The organism is Bosea sp. 124 (assembly GCF_003046175.1).
Classification (GTDB): Bacteria; Pseudomonadota; Alphaproteobacteria; order Rhizobiales; family Beijerinckiaceae; genus Allobosea.
On record NZ_PZZM01000001.1, the window covers coordinates 4141479 to 4156832 of the forward strand.

Consider the following 15354-nt stretch of genomic DNA (forward strand, 5'->3'; position numbering starts at 1 on the left):
GACGGCCCCGGATTTGCGTGGCCGCCGGCCGAAATCCGCATTTCCCTTTGCCTGCCGATGGATTAAACCGCCGGCATGAGCGCTCCCATCCGCATCGCCCCGTCCATCCTCTCGGCCGACTTCTCGACGCTCGGCGAGGAGGTCCGCGCCATCGACGAAGCCGGTGCCGACTGGATCCATTGCGACGTGATGGACGGGCATTTCGTGCCGAACATCACCTTCGGGCCCGATGTGCTGAAGGCGATCCGTCCGCACACGAAAAAGTTCTTCGACGTGCATCTGATGATCGCGCCGGTCGACCCTTACGTCGAGGCGTTCGCCAAGGCCGGCGCCGACCTGATCTCCTTTCATGTCGAGGCGGGCCCGCATCCGCACCGGACGCTGCAGGCGATCCGGGGGCAGGGCAAGAAGGCGGGAATCGTCCTCAATCCCGGCACGCCGGCTGGCCTCGTCGAGCCGCTGCTCGACGATCTCGACCTGATCCTGCTGATGACCGTCAATCCCGGTTTCGGCGGGCAGAGCTTCATTCATTCCGTGTTGCCGAAGATCGCCCAGGTCAGGGCGCTGATCGGCGAGCGGCCGATTTCGCTGGAGATCGACGGCGGAGCGACGGTGGACACCGCGCCCTTGGCGGCGAAAGCCGGTGCCGATGTCTTCGTCGCGGGTTCAGCGGTATTCAAGGGCGGGCCTGCCGCCTATGCAGGCAATATTGCCGCGATCCGCAAGGCGGCCGAAGCCGCGCGCGGCGCGTGGGTTTGACTTGAAAAGGCTCCGTCATTCCGGGCGGAGCGAAGCGTAGACCCGGAATCCATCACAGGGCCGCGCCCTTCGATGGATCCCGGATCGGCGCCGCTTCGCGGCTGGTCCGGGATGACGGCGCGCATTCTCTGAAAGGCATCCGATGATCCCTCGCTATTCCCGCCCCGAGATGGTCGCCATCTGGGAGCCGCAGACCCGCTTCCGGATCTGGTTCGAGATCGAGGCGCATGCCACCGACAAGCTCGCCGAACTCGGCGTGGTGCCGAAGGAGGCCGCCGCGACGATCTGGGCCAAGGCCAAGGACGCGACCTTCGATGTCGCGCGCATCGACGAGATCGAGCGCGTCACCAAGCATGACGTCATTGCCTTCCTGACGCATCTGGCCGAAATCGTCGGCCCCGAGGCGCGCTTCGTCCATCAGGGCATGACCTCCTCGGACATCCTCGACACGACGCTGTCGGTGCAGCTCGCGCGTGCGACCGATATCCTTATCGCCGATGTCGATGCGCTTCTGGCGGCGATCCGGCGCCGCGCTTTCGAGCACAAGCTGACGCCGACGATCGGCCGTTCGCATGGCATCCATGCCGAACCGGTGACCTTCGGGCTCAAGCTCGCCCAGGCCTATGCCGAGTTCGATCGCTGCAGGCTGCGGCTTGTGGCGGCCCGCGCCGAGATCGCGACCTGCGCGATTTCGGGCGCCGTCGGCACCTTCGCCAATATCGACCCGAGCGTCGAAGCCTATGTCGCCGAGAAGATGGGGCTGAGCGTTGAGCCGGTCTCGACGCAGGTCATCCCGCGCGACCGGCATGCGATGTATTTCGCCACGCTGGGCGTCGTCGCCTCCAGCGTCGAGCGGTTGGCGACCGAAATCCGGCATCTGCAGCGTACCGAGGTCTATGAGGCGGAGGAGTTCTTCTCGCCGGGCCAGAAGGGCTCGTCGGCGATGCCGCACAAGCGCAACCCGGTGCTGACCGAGAACCTGACCGGGCTCGCCCGCCTCGTGCGCGGCATGGTCGTGCCGGCGCTGGAGAACGTCGCGCTCTGGCACGAGCGTGATATCTCGCATTCTTCGGTCGAGCGCATGATCGGGCCGGACGCCACGGTGACGCTCGATTTCGCGCTGGCACGGCTGACCGGCGTCGTCGACAAGCTGCTGATCTATCCGCAGAACATGCGCCGGAACCTCGACAAGCTCGGTGGCCTGCACAATTCCCAGCGCGTCCTGCTGGCCCTGACGCAGGCCGGAGCCAGCCGCGAGGAAAGCTATTCCATGGTCCAGCGCAACGCGATGCGGACCTGGGAGCATGGCGAGGACTTCTTGACCAACCTCAAGAAAGACAAGGACGTCACAGCGAAGCTGTCGGACGCCGAGCTCGAGGCGATGTTCGACGAGGGCTACCACTTCAAGCATGTCGACACGATCTTCGCGCGGGTGTTTGGCGAGGCTTGATGCTGGATGCGCATCGCGGTCATCGCCGATATCCACGGCAATTTCGATGCGCTCCAGGCCGTGGTCGAGGATCTCGAACGCACGCGGCCTGATCTGGTCGTCAATCTTGGCGACCTGCTCTCGGGTCCGCTGAAGGCGCGCGAGACAGCTGATCTGCTGATGTCCAGGGACTGGCTGACGGTGCGCGGCAATCATGACCGCTATCTGATCGAGCGGTCGCTCGATCAACTCGGCGCGTCGGACAGGGCGGCGGCCGAGGAGATGGAGCCGCGGCATTTCGCCTGGCTGCGCTCGCTGCCGTTCTCGGCAAGGGCGGCGGAGGATGTCGCCCTGTTCCATGCGACACCGGGAGACGACAACACCTATCTGACGGAGCAGGTCCGGGGAGGGCGCTCCGAGGCCCGGCCCGTGACGGCGGTGGCGGCCGATCTCGCGGGTATCGAGGCGAGCCTGATCCTGTGCGGGCATTCGCATGTCGCGCGCGCGATGGAGCTTCTCGACGGGCGCTGCGTCTTCAACCCGGGCAGCGTCGGACAGCCCGCCTATGACGATGTCGCGCCCGAGCCGCATGTCATGCAGGCTGAGGGCCCGCATGCACGTTACGGCATTGCGGAACGCTGCCGCGCGGGCTGGCGATTTTTCTTCGTCGCACTACGTTACGACTGGCACGCTGCCGCTGACCTTGCCCTCGCGCGGGGGCGCCGGGACTGGGCCCATGCTCTTTCGACCGGCCTTGCCCTGAAGCCCGACTGACTGATTGCCGATGAAAACCTCCGACACCGACATCCTCATCATCCCCGGCTGGTCCGGTTCGGGTCCCGATCATTGGCAGAGCCGCTGGGTGACCAAGCTGTCGACGGCGCGGTTGGTCGAGCAGGAGGATTGGTACAAGCCCTCGCGCCCGGTCTGGGCGGAGCGCATCATTCATGCGGTTCGCGCATCGACGCGGCCGGTCGTTCTGGTTGCGCATTCGGCTGGAGTTAGCGCGGTCGCGCATGCGGCGGAACATCTCAAGCCGGGCGAGGTCGCGGGTGCGTTTCTGGTCGCGCCGGCCTCCGAGCGGGCCAAGGCTGCGGTTCCCGGCATGGCAACGGATTTCATTCCTCACCGGCGCGAGCTCCTGCCGTTCCGCAGCGTGCTGATCGCCAGCACCGACGATCCCTATTGCACGCTGCAAGAGGCGCAGGAACTGGCCGAGGTCTGGGGCGCGGAGTTCGTCGATGCGGGCGAGAGCGGCCACATCAACGCTGAGTCCGGACACGGCCCCTGGCCTGACGGCCTGCTGCGTTTCGCGGGCTTTCTCAGGAGCTTGACGGCGGTTCCGCAGAGATAGATTCAAGGACGGGCGAAGGCCGCGTCATGCTCGGGCGCGACCCAAGCATCTCTCGTCGAAGCAGGCTTGGGTGCCTTCTCGTCACCAGCTTCTCGGGTCTGCGCTTCGCTGCCCCCGAGAATGGCGACGGTCACCAAAACGAAAACCGCCCCGGCTTGCACCGGGGCGGTCTCGTTTCACGCGCTGAGGCGATCAGATATCGAGATCAATTCTCGACGTAAGTGATCTTGCCGTCGGTGCCCTTCTTCCAAGTGTACATCGTGTAGTCCGGGCGGGTGATGTCCCCCTTCTTGTCGAAGGCGATGTCGCCGATGACGGTCTTGACGGCCGCGCCGCCCTTGAGCGCTTCGGAGATCTTCTTGGGGTCGACCGAGTTGGCGCGCTTGGCGCCTTCGGCCATGATCTGCACGGCAGCGTAGCTGTACAGGGTGTAGGCCTCGGGCTTGAAGTTCTTGGCTTCGAACTTCTTGACGATGGCGGCCGCCTCGGGGCGCTTCTGCGGGTCCGGCGGGAAGGTCATCAGCGTGCCTTCGACGCCGGGGCCGCCGATCGTGGCGAACTCGTCGGTGGTGATGCCGTCGCCGGAGATCAGCACGGCCTTGACGCCCTGGTCGCGCATCTGGCGCACGATCAGACCGCCTTCGGTGTGCAGGCCGCCCCAGTAGACGAAGTCCGCGCCGACCGACTTGATCTTCGAGATCAGGGCCGAGAAGTCCTTTTCGCCGGCGTTCACGCCTTCATAGAGCACGTCCTTGACGCCTGCCTTGACCATGCCCTTGCGGGTTTCGTCGGCCAGGCCCTGGCCATAGGTTGTCTTGTCGTGGATGACCGCGATCTTCTTGTCCTTGAAGTTCTTGGCGATGTAGGCCGCCGCGACCTCACCCTGCTGGTCGTCACGACCGCAGGTACGGAAGGTGTTCCAGAGGCCGCGCTCGGTGATCTTCGGGTTGGTGGCCGAAGGCGAGATCATCAGCATGCCGTTCTCGGCATAGACTTCGGAGGCCGGCATGGTGACGCCGGAGTTGAAGTGACCGACCACCCATTTGACGCCGTCGCCGACGAACTTGTTGGCGACGGAGACGCCCTGCTTCGGATCGGAGACATCGTCGCCGACCGAGAGCTGGAGCTTCTGGCCGAGGACGCCGCCAGCGGCGTTGATGTCCTCGATCGCCTGCTCGGTGCCGTTCTTCAACTGGGCGCCGAAGGCGGCGTTGGGGCCGGTGATCGGGCCGGCGACGCCGACCTTGACCTGGGCATTGGCCACGCCGGAAAAGGCGAGGACCGCGCCGAGCGCGATGCCGCTCAACAGCAGTTTCTTCATGAGATGAGACTCCCCTGCATTGTAACGATGAACGGGCTGGATGGTCCGCCCGTCTCGGCGCGTGGTGCCACCGTGAAGCGCAGTCTGGCGCGTTTTCCGGCGTGTGTCACGTGACAAGCTCTTAATGAATTTGGTCCTTTAGGCGGGCTTTCCGGTGCTTTCCCGCGCCTTCCACGAGAAGGGGCCGGTGCGCTCGTAGAGCCAGCGATACTGCGTCGTCATCTGTCGGGCGAGGTTGTAGCGCCAGCCGGCGAAACCGAATGCCATCAGGACGATCACGTCGACGATGTAGTAGTGCAGCGTCAGCAGGGTCGCCTCGAACAGGGCGAAATGGATGAACCGGACGAACAGCCCCAGCACCAGCATGTAGACGACAAGCTGCCAGGCCGGGCGCCAGGTCTTCGCGATGGCGCGGCCCGCCATCCAGGCGAGCCAGCCGCCCATGACGACCGACACCAGCAGGAACAGCCAGACCGTCGGTTCTTCGTAGAGGATGCCCTGCATGTCAGTGCCTCCCGCCTTCGAGATAGGCGGCGCGCACTTGCGGGTTGGCCAGGAGTTCCTGGCCGGTGCCGCTCATGGTGACGACGCCATTGACCATGACATAGCCGCGATGGGCGAGCTTGAGCGCATGGAAGGCGTTCTGCTCGACCAGGAAGACGGTCAACCCCTGCGTCCGGTTCAGTTCGCGGATCGCTTCGAAGATCTGCTTGACGATCAGCGGTGCGAGACCGAGCGAGGGCTCGTCGAGCAGGAGCAGCTTGGGGCGCGCCATCAGTGCGCGCGCGATCGCCACCATCTGCTGCTCGCCGCCCGAGAGCGTGCCGCCGCGCTGCTGCAGGCGTTCCTTGATGCGCGGGAACAGCGTGCAGATCTTCTCCAGATCCTCGTCGAAATGCGCGAGGTCGCGCACGGCCGCCCCCATCTGCAGGTTCTCGAACACGGTCATGCGCGGGAAGATGCGTCTTCCCTCAGGAGACTGAGCTATTCCCAGGCGTGCGATCAGATGGCTCGGCATCTTCGTGATGTCACGCCCCTCATAGGTGATTGTGCCCTCGCGCGCCTGCGGGTTGCCGAAGATCGTCATCATCAGGGTGGATTTGCCGGCACCGTTGGCGCCGATCATGGTGACGATCTCGCCTTCGCGGACATCGATGTCGACGCCCTTCAGCGCGATGATCTTGCCGTAATAGGTCTTGACGCCGCGGACGGCGAGAAGAGGCGCGGCGGTGGTTGGAGGATTGGCCTCGGTCACGCGATTCCGACCTCCGCTTCGACAGCCGCGACCTCGTCGTCGTCGACCCCGAGATAGGCTGCGATGACCTTCGGATCGGCCTGGACTTCGGCCGGCGTGCCGTCGGCGATCTTGGTGCCGTAGTCGAGCACCACGACATGATCCGAGATTTCCATCACCACCGACATGTCGTGCTCGATCAAGAGCAGCGCCGTGCCGATGTCCTTGCGGATCGAGAGCAGCAGCGTGTTGAGGTCATGGCTCTCGCGCGGGTTGAGGCCGGCGGCCGGCTCGTCGAGGCAGAGCAGCACGGGATCGGTGCACATGGCGCGCGCGATCTCGAGCCGGCGCTGGTCGCCATAAGGCAGGTCCGCGGCGGGATCGTCGGCGCGGTCGATCAGGTTGATCTTCTCCAGCCAGAAGGTGGCTTTCTCGATCGCCTCCTTCTCGCGCGCCTTGTAGCCGCCGATACCGAGCACGCCGAGGAAGGTGTAGCCCGAGGCGATCATCAGCGGGTTGTGCTGCGCGACCAGCAGGTTCTCCAGCACGGTCATGCCGCCGAACAGGCGGATGTTCTGGAAGGTGCGGGCGACCTTGGCCTTCCAGCTGATCTGGAAATCCGGCATGCGCTCGAGCAGGTAGCTGTCGCCTGAGTCCTGCGTGAGCGTGATCATGCCTTCGGTCGGCTTGTAGAAGCCGGTGATGCAGTTGAACACCGTGGTCTTGCCGGCGCCGTTGGGGCCGATCAGCGCCGTGATGTCGCCCTTGCGGGCTTCGAAGGAGAGGTCGTTGACGGCGGTCAGCCCGCCGAAGCGCATGGTGACGTGCTCGACCTGGAGCAGCGGCTTTCCGTGAGGGGCAGAGGCCCCTGAGATCGGCGTCGTCATCAGCCGTGTCCCTCCTGGACCAGATCGGCCGAGATCGTCTTCTTCTCCTTCAGGAAGGCGGTCGGTTCGCGGGTCGAGATCAGGCCGCGCGGCTTCCAGATCATGATCACGACCATGGCGAGGCCGAAGATCAGCATGCGGTACTTCGTCGGGTCAAAGTCGTTGCCGAAAATCACCTTGAGCCAATCCAGCTCGCGCAGCAGTTCGGTGCCGCCGATCATTGCGATCGCAGCGATGGCGCAGCCCCAGAGCGAGCCCATGCCGCCGAGTACGACGATGGCCAGGATGATCGCCGATTCCATGAAGACGAAGGATTCAGGCGAAATGAAACCCTGCCGCGCCGAGAAGAAGGCGCCCGCGAAGCCGCCGAACATCGCGCCGATCGAGAAGGCGGTGAGCTTCGTGCTGGTGGTGTTGATGCCGAGCGAGCGGCAGGCGATCTCGTCCTCGCGCAGCGCTTCCCACGCCCGGCCGACGGGCAGCCGGCGCAAGCGCAGCGTCACGAAGGCGGTCAGCAGCGCCAGGCACAGGATCAGGTAATAGAGGAAGATCGTGCGGTAGAGCGGCGAGAATTCGAGCCCGAAACGTGCGGCGAAGCCCTCGTCGCTGGCGTTGAAGGGAATGCCGAAAAAGCTCGGGCGCGGGATGCCGGAGATGCCGGCATAGCCGCCGGAAAAATCGACCCAGTTGATCAGGACGAGGCGGATGATCTCGCCGAAGGCGAGCGTCACGATGGCGAGATAGTCGCCCCGCAGACGCAGCACGGGGAAGCCGAGCAGCATGCCCCAGAAGGCAGCCAGGATCCCCGACATCGGCAGCAGGATCCAGAAGGAAAGGCCGAAATTCTTGGCGAGCAGCGCGTAGGAATAGGCGCCGACCGCGTAGAAGGCGACATAGCCGAGGTCGAGCAGGCCGGCGAGGCCGACGACGATGTTCAGGCCCCAGCCGAGCATGACGTAGATCAGGATCTGGACGCCGAAATTGTCGATCCATTTCAGCGCGCCGCCCCAGCCCGCCAGATTGATCGCGATGATCGGGAAGGTGACGAGAAAGCCGAGGCCGAACAGCGAGAAAATCCGCGAATGGCGCTGGAAGAAGGCGAAGGTGCCGGGCGGCAGGAAGCGCACGAGCGATTTGCGTTCCGATTTCGTCTGCTGGCGCAGCACGATGATCAGGCGTCCGACGAAGACGATCGCAACGGCCCAGGCGACCGCATCCCAGCGCGGATCGAGCACCAGGACATTGTCCATGTTCTGGCGCGTGCCCCAGGCGATGATCGGGATGCACAGGCCGAAGGTGACGAGGGCGGCGAAGCCCGCTTCCTTCACCGCGGCCTTGAGATCACGCTGGGAGGCCGCGGGCGCAGAGGCCGCAGGCGTGGTTGCGGGTGTGGCCATGCGTTCAGACCTTCTCGACTTCGGGGCGGCCGAGAATGCCCGAGGGCATGAAGACAAGGACGATCGCCAGGATGCAGAAGGCGGCGACATCCTTGTAGTCGATGGTGAAATAGGCCGACCACATCACCTCGATCAGCCCGATCAGCAGGCCGCCGATGACCGCGCCGGGCAGCGAGCCGATGCCGCCGAGCACGGCTGCGGTGAAAGCCTTTACGCCCGGGATGAAGCCGTCATTGAAGCTGACCACGCCGTAAAGGACGAGGTACATGACGCCAGCGACGGCGGCGAGAGCCGCGCCCATGACGAAGGTGATCGAGATCGTGCGGTCGACGTCGATGCCGAGAAGCGCGGCCATCTTGCGGTCCTGCTCGCAGGCGCGCTGGGCGCGCCCGAGCGGTGTCTTCTGGACGATGTACCAGAAGGCCGCGAGCAGCACGGCGGTCGTCACGATGATGACGATCTGCTTGTAGGAGATCTGGACGGAATAGGTCGCGCTGTCGATCAGCGTGATCGACTTGTTCAGCATCGGCGGCGTCGACTTGTTGCGCGGGCCCTGCACGACCTGGACGAAGTTCATCAGGAAGATCGACATGCCGATCGCCGAGATCAGCGGGGCGAGCCGGAAGGAGCCGCGCAGCGGCCGGTAGGCGACGCGCTCGATCGCCCAGTTCCAGAGCGAGGTGAAGAACATCGCCAGCGCCAGCACGATGACCAATGCGATCATCACCATGGCTGCGCCCGTGCCGAGCACCGCCGTGAGCAGCATGAAGAAGATCAGCGCGATGAAGGCCGACAGCATGAAGATATCGCCATGGGCGAAGTTGACCATGCCGATGATGCCGAAAACCATCGTGTAGCCGATGGCGATGAGGCCGTAGATCGACCCCAGGGTCAGCCCGTTGATGAGCTGCTGCAGGAAAACTTCCATCGACGACGCCGACCCCTCGAACACGCTCCCGTTCTGTCCGCCGGCATGACGCCGACGCATGCGGGATGCGATCACCATGCAGAGCTACCAACGCCTTGCGGTTTCGACAATCGCGCCGGGCCACAAAACTGTCAAAAGCAATCTGCGGTGAATTGCCTCGCAAATGTGCAGCAATGTCTGCGGCAGGGCGCCGATTTCGCGCAAGATGATTGTGGTTCAGGCAGGCGCCAGCGTCTCCATGCGACGAAAGTTGCGTCCCCCGACATTGCTGCATCCCGTCACTTTTGTGACCTCCGGTCAGGCCGGCTCCCAATAGGGTGGGTCTCCGAAGGCCGCGCGCAGGCAATCGGCAAAGGCTTTGAGCTTGGCGGAAGGGCGCCGGCCCTCGGGATGCGCGATGTAGAGGAATTCGTTTTCCGGCTCGAAGCCGAGGTCGAGCGCGATGAGGGCGCCGGTGCGCAGCGCTTCGCCGACGATGAACGTCGGAAGCATCGCCAGGCCGACTCCGGCCAGCGCCGCGTCCCGCATCACGTCGCCATTGTTGACCAGCAGGCCGACCCTGCCGCGCAGGACGACGACGCCATCGCGGTCGCGGAAGCGCCAATCGCCGACACCGCGATTGGCGTAGAAGATGCAGCGGTGCCCGGCGAGGTCCGCGGCTGAGGCCGGAGTACCGCAACGTTCGAGATAGGCCGGCGAGGCGACCAGATGGCGGCGGCTGGCCGCCAGCTTCCAGGCGACGAGCCGCGAATCCTCGATCGCGCCGTGCCGGACCACGGCGTCATAGCCGTCGGCGGCGGCATCGACGCGGCGATCGTCGAGATCGAGCGTGAGGGCGATGTCCGGATAGCGCTGCAGGAACGGATAGAGCGCTGGCCCGAGATGCATGCGCCCGAAGGTGACCGGCGCCGAGATGCGCAGCGGTCCGGTCAGTTCACCCCGACCTTCGGCAACATCGGCTGTGGCGTCCTCAACCTCGCGCAAGATGCGTCGTGCCCGTGCCAGGAAGGCCGAGCCGTGCTCGGTGAAGGCGAGTTTGCGTGTGGTCCGGCGCAGCAGCGTCGCGCCAAGCGCGCGTTCGAGTTCGGCGAGCCGTTCGCTGACGACCGATTTCGACAGCCGCTGGCGGCGTGCGGCCTCGCTGATCGAACCGCCCTCCGCCACGGCGACGAAGGAGGCGATGCCGTCGAGCTTCAACATTGTTCGGCTTTTCCGAAATCCAGTTACGTCAGCAGAAGGCTAATCGGAACATCCCGAATGCGCCATATCCGGAGCGATCCAAGGGGTACGCAACGACGGCCAGGCGGCCGCCGCCCGGTCTGGAGGAGAACGATCATGCGCAAATTCGTGATGGCAGCGCTGGCCACGATGTCGCTGTCGCTGCCGGCGGTTGCCCAGGTTCATCCCTTTCCACCGGGTTTCCGGACGCAGGAGATCCAGGCCGGTGACACGACGCTGCATGTGCGCGTCGGCGGGCAGGGGCCGGCGGTGGTGCTGATCCACGGCTTCGGCGACACCGGCGACATGTGGGCGCCGCTCGCCGCCGACCTGGCACGCGACCATCGTGTCATCGTGCCCGATCTGCGCGGCATGGGCCTGTCGTCCCACCCGGCCGGCGGTTACGACAAGCATAATCAGGCCGGTGACATCCGCGCCGTGCTGACGGCGCTCGGCATCGACCGCGCCGCGATCGTCGGCCACGACATTGGGACAATGGTCGCTTATGCCTACGCCGCGCGCTACCCGGACAAGACCGAGACACTGACGGTGATGGATGCGCCGGTGCCCGGCGTGCCGCCCTGGGATCAGATCGTGCGCGATCCGCGGTTGTGGCACTTCGATCTCACGGGCCCGGACATGGAGCGCCTGATCGCCGGACGCGAGCGGATCTATCTCGACCGCTTCTGGAACGATTTCGCTGCCAACCCGGCCCGGATCGACGAGGGGACGCGCCAGCATTATGCCGCGCTTTATGCCCGGCCGGGCGCGATGCGCTCTGCCTTCGCGCAGTTCACCGCGATCCGGCAGGACGCGCTGGACAATGCCAAGACGCTCTCGCCCAAGCTCGCCATGCCGGTTCTGGCCATCGGCGGCGAGAAGTCCTTCGGGGCGACGCAGGCGCTGGTGATGCGCAATGCGGCCAGCGATGTGACGGAAGTGGTGATCGCCGATTCCGGCCATTGGCTGATGGAAGAGCAGCCGGTCGCGACCATCGCCGCCGTGCGCACCTTCCTCGACAAGAAGCGCTGATCTCGCCGCGTAATATTGCGACATGACGACGAAAGGGCCCTTTCGCGTTCTTCCGACGCTGTCTGCGCTCAGGCTTTGTCCGTCACCAGGAAGCCGTGGGCCAGCGGGTCGCGGTCGTCGATGAAGATGGTGTTGTAGCCGGTCATGCGGGCCCAGCCCTCGATGGAGGGGATGATCGCCTCGAACGGACCGACCTGGGCTGCGGCCTCGACCCGGCCGCGGAACATCGTGCCGATGATGCTTTCATGGACGAAGTCGTCGCCGACCTGGAGCCGCCCTTGAGCGGCCCATTGCGCCATCCGCGACGAGGTGCCGGTGCCGCAGGGCGAGCGGTCGATCGCCTTGTCGCCATAGAACACGGCGTTGCGGGCATGTGCCTCCTGCTTGGTCGGCGCGCCGGTCCAGAGGATGTGGCTCAGCCCGTTGATCGCCGGGTTCTCCGGGTGGATGAATTCGTATTTGGCGTTCAGCGCCGTGCGCAGTTTCGGGCTCCAGCGCTGGATATCCGAGGGGTTGATGTCGGCGATGTCGCTGAAAGTGGCTTGCGGATCGACGATCGCATAGAAATTGCCGCCATAGGCGACATCGACCGTCACCTCGCCCAGCTCCTCGATCTCGGCGGTGAGGCCCGTCGCGTGGAGATAGGAGGCGATGTTGGTGATGCGGACATTGTCGACATAGTCGCCGTTGCGGGTGTAGCGCGCCGTCACCAGCCCGGCTGGCGTATCGATCCTGAGCACGCCTTCCTCGCGCGGCGTGACGAGGCCGCGTTCCAGCGCCATCGTCACCGTTCCGATGGTGCCGTGGCCGCACATCGGCAGGCAGCCCGAGGTCTCGATGAAGAGGAAGGCGATGTCGGCGTCGTCGCGCGTCGGCGGATAGAGGATCGAGCCCGACATGACGTCGTGGCCGCGCGGCTCGAACATCAGTCCGGTGCGGATCCAGTCATATTCGGCCAGGAAATGCGCGCGCTTTTCCACCATATTCGCGCCCTTGAGTGGCGGGGCACCGCCCGCGACCATGCGCACCGGGTTGCCGCAGGTGTGTCCGTCGACGCAGAAAAAGGTGTGAGTGCTCATGGGTTTGGCTCGGTCGGTTGTCGAGGTGATTCAGAAGCGGCGAGGGCTGAACGGCGCGAGGTCGATTGCGGGCGCGCGACCGGCGATGAGGGCAGCCACGAGATCGGCCGTCACGGTCGATTGCGTCATGCCGTAATGGCCGTGGCCGAAGGCGTAGACCACTTGCGGGTTGCGGCTGGCCGCGCCGATCACGGGCAGCGAGTCGGGCAGGGACGGGCGGAACCCCATCCAGAGAGTGCCGCTGTCGAAGGCCGGCAGGCCGTCCACGAGTTGGCTTGCCTTGTCGTAGAGGATCCTGGTGCGGCCGTGGTTCGGAGGCGCCTCCAGCCCGCCGAACTCGACGGCGCCACCAATGCGCAGGCCGCTCTCCAGCGGCGTCATGACGAAGCCGTGGCCCTCGAAGCCGATGGGCCGCGTGGTCAGCCCGGTCACGCCGGGGAAGCTGACATTGTAGCCGCGCTCGGTGTCGAGCGGGACCTTGTCGCCGAGCGCAGACGCCAGCGGCTTCGACCAGGCGCCGGCCGCGATCACGGCGCGGTCGACGACGCGCTGGAAGCCGTCATGGCCGATCAGGGCAGGGCGCTCGCCTGACGAGATATTGGTGATCTCCGCCTTTTCGAAGGTCGCGCCGCGTGCCAGTGCCGCCTCGAACAGGGCCAGCGTGAGGTCGAGCGGATCGCTGATATGGGCGGTGTCGGGGTGGAAGGCGGCGCCGACGAACTTGTCTTTCAGGGCCGGCTCGAACTGGCGCAGCTCCTGCGCCCCGATCATCTCGACCGTGATGCCGAACTCGGCCTGGCGCCTGGCGATGTCGCGCGCCTCCGCGAAGGCACCGGCCTCGGTGAAGGCGTAGAGTCCGCCCTTGCGGTGGATATGGCTCTCGAGGCCGGCACTCTTCGCCCTCGCCAGCCAGGCTGGCAGGGCGCGCTGCTGGAGCGCGCCGATGCCCTGGATCGAGCGCTCATAGGCCTCCGGCCGCGCCGCCAGCACGAAACGCAGCAGCCAGGGCAGGAGCCTGGGGAAATAGGCCGGGCGGATCGCCAGCGGGCCGAGCGGATCGAGCAGGAATTTCGGGACCTGCCGCAGGATCTTGGGGCTCGCGATCGGCAGGATGTCGGTATGCGCGATCCAGCCGGCATTGCCGCGCGAGGGGCCGAAACCGGGTCCCTCCTTGTCGAGGATCAGGACCTCATGGCCTTCGTCGAGCAGCGCATGGGCGATGGCGGAGCCGACAATGCCCGCCCCGACGATGGCGATCTTCATCACAGGGCTCTCTTCATGGCCGGGCCTTCATGACAACGAGAGTTGCTTGAGTGCGTCCGGCCGCTTGACCTCGATCTCGACGAAGGCGATCGGGTGCGGCGAGCCGTTCATGACGTCGTGCTCGATGCCGGCCGGGCGCATATAGGCCTGCCCCTGTGCGAGCGGTACGTCGGTCGTCTTCGTGCCGTCGTGGATGCGCAGCGTGCCTTCGACCAGCATGACGACGAAATAGGGCCAGCCATGGCTGTGCCAGCCGGTGACCGCGCCGGGCTCAAAATCCCAGCGTGTGATGCGGACGGCGTCATCGTCCTGCTGGACGGTTGGAATGGCGGGAATCGTGCAGGTGAAGGCCATTCCGGTCTCCGGTCAGCAAGTCGGCGCCGGGTGCCGCAGGAGCGGCTCGCGCAGCATGGTGTTCTGCATCAGCCGTGCCGGGAGGTCGAGGTCTTCGCAGGGGGACCCGCTGCCCGGCCCGGTCATGGCATAATGCTCCTTGCGCGTCGGCCCGTTTCGCTTGCAGATTGCAGGAGCAGCGTCCGGTAGCGATCCATGAGGTTGATATATCAATGATTGTCAATGCGTCAATCCTGGTTCCTGGGCGGGGAGAGGGCGCATGAACTTGCGGTCGGTTTCGGACGCCGGCCCGCCGGAGGAGACTGCGCTGGCGCCGCCGCAGCATGCGCCCAGCCTGACGGAGGTCGCCTATCGCAGGCTCGAGGAGGCGATCGTGACGCTGTCGCTGCGGCCAGGCGCGGTGCTGACCGAGGCGCAGATGATCGACATGGTCGGCGTCGGACGGACCCCCGTGCGCGAGGCGCTGATCCGCCTGGCGCAGCAGGGGCTGGTCGAGGTCCTGCCGCGCAAGGGCGTCGTCATTGCCGGCATCAATGCGATCGACATCATGGCCGCCCTCGACGCGCGCGAGGTGCTGGAACGCCTGATCGCCTCCGATGCGGCAAAACGGGCCAGTCCGCGCGAGCGGATCGCGATCGTCGAGAAGGCGCGGGCGATGCGCGCTGCCGCGCAGGACGGCGACGCGAACGCCTATATGCGGCTCGACAAGGAACTCGATGCCACCGTGGCTGCGGCTGCGCGCAGTCCTTATGCCACGCGCGCGGTCGAGCCGCTTCAGGCCCTGATCCGGCGTGCGTGGTATCATTTCGAGCGGCAGGACGACCTGCTTCCGGCAGCGGCGCATCATGCCGCCTTCGCTCAGGCGCTGGCGACGGCCGATCCGGCGGCTGCGATGCTGGCGAGCGATGCCCTGATGCTGCATCTGCGCAGCGGGCTGCTGGCGACGCTCGGTCGCGATTGACAGCGGCCGGGCGCATCGGATGTCGGTGATATATGTGACGATCATCCGGGTTGCAGGCGCCGCTTCGCCGACGATCACGGGCGAATCTGGCTTTTCCGGGCCGCAACCTCTACATGACCGGCGAACCCGCCCGTGTCG

Annotated in this window: 15 protein-coding genes and 1 pseudogene; 6 read left to right on the forward strand and 10 right to left on the reverse strand. The window is 65.7% G+C overall.

Annotated elements, in window-relative coordinates:
• Positions 1–75 precede the first annotated feature (75 nt).
• The 4 genes from rpe (at position 76) to C8D03_RS19655 (ending at position 3542) form a co-directional block, all read left to right on the forward strand.
• Positions 76–759, forward strand: a complete 684-nt coding sequence (rpe, locus tag C8D03_RS19640) for a ribulose-phosphate 3-epimerase (RefSeq protein ID WP_108048909.1) — start codon at positions 76–78, stop codon at positions 757–759.
• A gap of 142 nt (positions 760–901) precedes the next feature.
• The gene (purB, locus tag C8D03_RS19645) at positions 902–2209 is read left to right on the forward strand and encodes an adenylosuccinate lyase (protein ID WP_108048911.1); all 1308 of its coding nucleotides are present in this window, start codon (positions 902–904) and stop codon (positions 2207–2209) included.
• A gap of 6 nt (positions 2210–2215) precedes the next feature.
• Positions 2216–2962, forward strand: a complete 747-nt coding sequence (locus C8D03_RS19650) for a metallophosphoesterase family protein (protein WP_108048913.1) — start codon at positions 2216–2218, stop codon at positions 2960–2962.
• A gap of 10 nt (positions 2963–2972) precedes the next feature.
• The gene (locus C8D03_RS19655) at positions 2973–3542 is read left to right on the forward strand and encodes an RBBP9/YdeN family alpha/beta hydrolase (protein WP_108048915.1); all 570 of its coding nucleotides are present in this window, start codon (positions 2973–2975) and stop codon (positions 3540–3542) included.
• A 205-nt stretch (positions 3543–3747) separates the two neighbouring features.
• Here the strand turns inward: C8D03_RS19655 and C8D03_RS19660 are convergent, their stop codons facing one another.
• The 7 genes and pseudogenes from C8D03_RS19660 to C8D03_RS19690 form a co-directional block, all read right to left on the reverse strand.
• On the reverse strand, positions 3748–4863 hold the full coding sequence (locus C8D03_RS19660; protein WP_108048916.1) for a branched-chain amino acid ABC transporter substrate-binding protein: 1116 nt from the start codon (positions 4861–4863) through the stop codon (positions 3748–3750).
• Positions 4864–5001: 138 nt separating this feature from the next.
• Positions 5002–5367, reverse strand: coding sequence for a DUF6867 family protein (locus C8D03_RS19665; protein WP_108048918.1), 366 nt, complete (start codon positions 5365–5367; stop codon positions 5002–5004).
• Position 5368: 1 nt separating this feature from the next.
• Positions 5369–6118 (reverse strand): ABC transporter ATP-binding protein, encoded by a 750-nt coding sequence (locus C8D03_RS19670; protein WP_108048919.1) that lies wholly within the window; start codon positions 6116–6118, stop codon positions 5369–5371.
• 26 nt (positions 6119–6144) lie between these two features.
• Positions 6145–6984, reverse strand: a pseudogene (locus tag C8D03_RS19675) (ABC transporter ATP-binding protein); the annotation flags it as partial.
• A complete protein-coding gene (gene livM, locus C8D03_RS19680; protein ID WP_108048923.1) occupies positions 6984–8381 on the reverse strand; it encodes a high-affinity branched-chain amino acid ABC transporter permease LivM in 1398 nt (465 codons plus the stop codon). The pseudogene C8D03_RS19675 and the gene livM, both read right to left, overlap by 1 nt.
• A 4-nt stretch (positions 8382–8385) precedes the next feature.
• Complete coding sequence (locus C8D03_RS19685; RefSeq protein WP_108051839.1) at positions 8386–9309, reverse strand: branched-chain amino acid ABC transporter permease; 924 nt, start codon at positions 9307–9309, stop codon at positions 8386–8388.
• 297 nt (positions 9310–9606) lie between these two features.
• Positions 9607–10509 (reverse strand): LysR family transcriptional regulator, encoded by a 903-nt coding sequence (locus tag C8D03_RS19690; protein ID WP_108048925.1) that lies wholly within the window; start codon positions 10507–10509, stop codon positions 9607–9609.
• A 135-nt stretch (positions 10510–10644) separates the two neighbouring features.
• Between C8D03_RS19690 and C8D03_RS19695 the strand changes: the two genes are divergently transcribed.
• Positions 10645–11559, forward strand: coding sequence for an alpha/beta fold hydrolase (locus tag C8D03_RS19695; RefSeq protein ID WP_108048927.1), 915 nt, complete (start codon positions 10645–10647; stop codon positions 11557–11559).
• A 68-nt stretch (positions 11560–11627) separates the two neighbouring features.
• Here C8D03_RS19695 and C8D03_RS19700 read toward each other — a convergent pair whose 3' ends face one another.
• Genes C8D03_RS19700 through C8D03_RS19710 form a run of 3 tightly spaced genes read right to left on the reverse strand, consistent with a single transcriptional unit; the run spans position 11628 to position 14255 of the window.
• Entirely contained in the window at positions 11628–12638 is a 1011-nt protein-coding gene (locus C8D03_RS19700; protein WP_108048929.1) for a 4-hydroxyproline epimerase, read from the reverse strand.
• A 30-nt stretch (positions 12639–12668) separates the two neighbouring features.
• Positions 12669–13901, reverse strand: a complete 1233-nt coding sequence (locus C8D03_RS19705; protein ID WP_108048931.1) for an NAD(P)/FAD-dependent oxidoreductase — start codon at positions 13899–13901, stop codon at positions 12669–12671.
• 27 nt (positions 13902–13928) lie between these two features.
• Entirely contained in the window at positions 13929–14255 is a 327-nt protein-coding gene (locus C8D03_RS19710) for a cupin domain-containing protein (protein WP_108048933.1), read from the reverse strand.
• Between the two features lie 259 nt (positions 14256–14514).
• Here C8D03_RS19710 and C8D03_RS19715 point away from each other — a divergent pair, with 259 nt between their 5' ends.
• Positions 14515–15216 carry a GntR family transcriptional regulator gene (locus tag C8D03_RS19715; protein WP_108048935.1) on the forward strand — a complete coding sequence of 234 codons (702 nt, stop codon included), beginning with the start codon at positions 14515–14517 and terminating at the stop codon, positions 15214–15216.
• Positions 15217–15354: the final 138 nt, after the last annotated feature.

Coding starts and splice junctions, on each gene's coding strand:
- C8D03_RS19710 (WP_108048933.1), bottom strand. CDS start 14,255: ATGGCCTTCACCTGCACGATTCCCGCCATTCCAACCGTCCAGCAGGAC.
- C8D03_RS19700 (WP_108048929.1), bottom strand. CDS start 12,638: ATGAGCACTCACACCTTTTTCTGCGTCGACGGACACACCTGCGGCAAC.
- purB (WP_108048911.1), top strand. CDS start 902: ATGATCCCTCGCTATTCCCGCCCCGAGATGGTCGCCATCTGGGAGCCG.
- C8D03_RS19685 (WP_108051839.1), bottom strand. CDS start 9,309: ATGGAAGTTTTCCTGCAGCAGCTCATCAACGGGCTGACCCTGGGGTCG.
- C8D03_RS19715 (WP_108048935.1), top strand. CDS start 14,515: ATGAACTTGCGGTCGGTTTCGGACGCCGGCCCGCCGGAGGAGACTGCG.
- C8D03_RS19695 (WP_108048927.1), top strand. CDS start 10,645: ATGCGCAAATTCGTGATGGCAGCGCTGGCCACGATGTCGCTGTCGCTG.
- C8D03_RS19690 (WP_108048925.1), bottom strand. CDS start 10,509: ATGTTGAAGCTCGACGGCATCGCCTCCTTCGTCGCCGTGGCGGAGGGC.
- livM (WP_108048923.1), bottom strand. CDS start 8,381: ATGGCCACACCCGCAACCACGCCTGCGGCCTCTGCGCCCGCGGCCTCC.
- C8D03_RS19650 (WP_108048913.1), top strand. CDS start 2,216: ATGCGCATCGCGGTCATCGCCGATATCCACGGCAATTTCGATGCGCTC.
- rpe (WP_108048909.1), top strand. CDS start 76: ATGAGCGCTCCCATCCGCATCGCCCCGTCCATCCTCTCGGCCGACTTC.
- C8D03_RS19665 (WP_108048918.1), bottom strand. CDS start 5,367: ATGCAGGGCATCCTCTACGAAGAACCGACGGTCTGGCTGTTCCTGCTG.
- C8D03_RS19660 (WP_108048916.1), bottom strand. CDS start 4,863: ATGAAGAAACTGCTGTTGAGCGGCATCGCGCTCGGCGCGGTCCTCGCC.
- C8D03_RS19705 (WP_108048931.1), bottom strand. CDS start 13,901: ATGAAGATCGCCATCGTCGGGGCGGGCATTGTCGGCTCCGCCATCGCC.
- C8D03_RS19655 (WP_108048915.1), top strand. CDS start 2,973: ATGAAAACCTCCGACACCGACATCCTCATCATCCCCGGCTGGTCCGGT.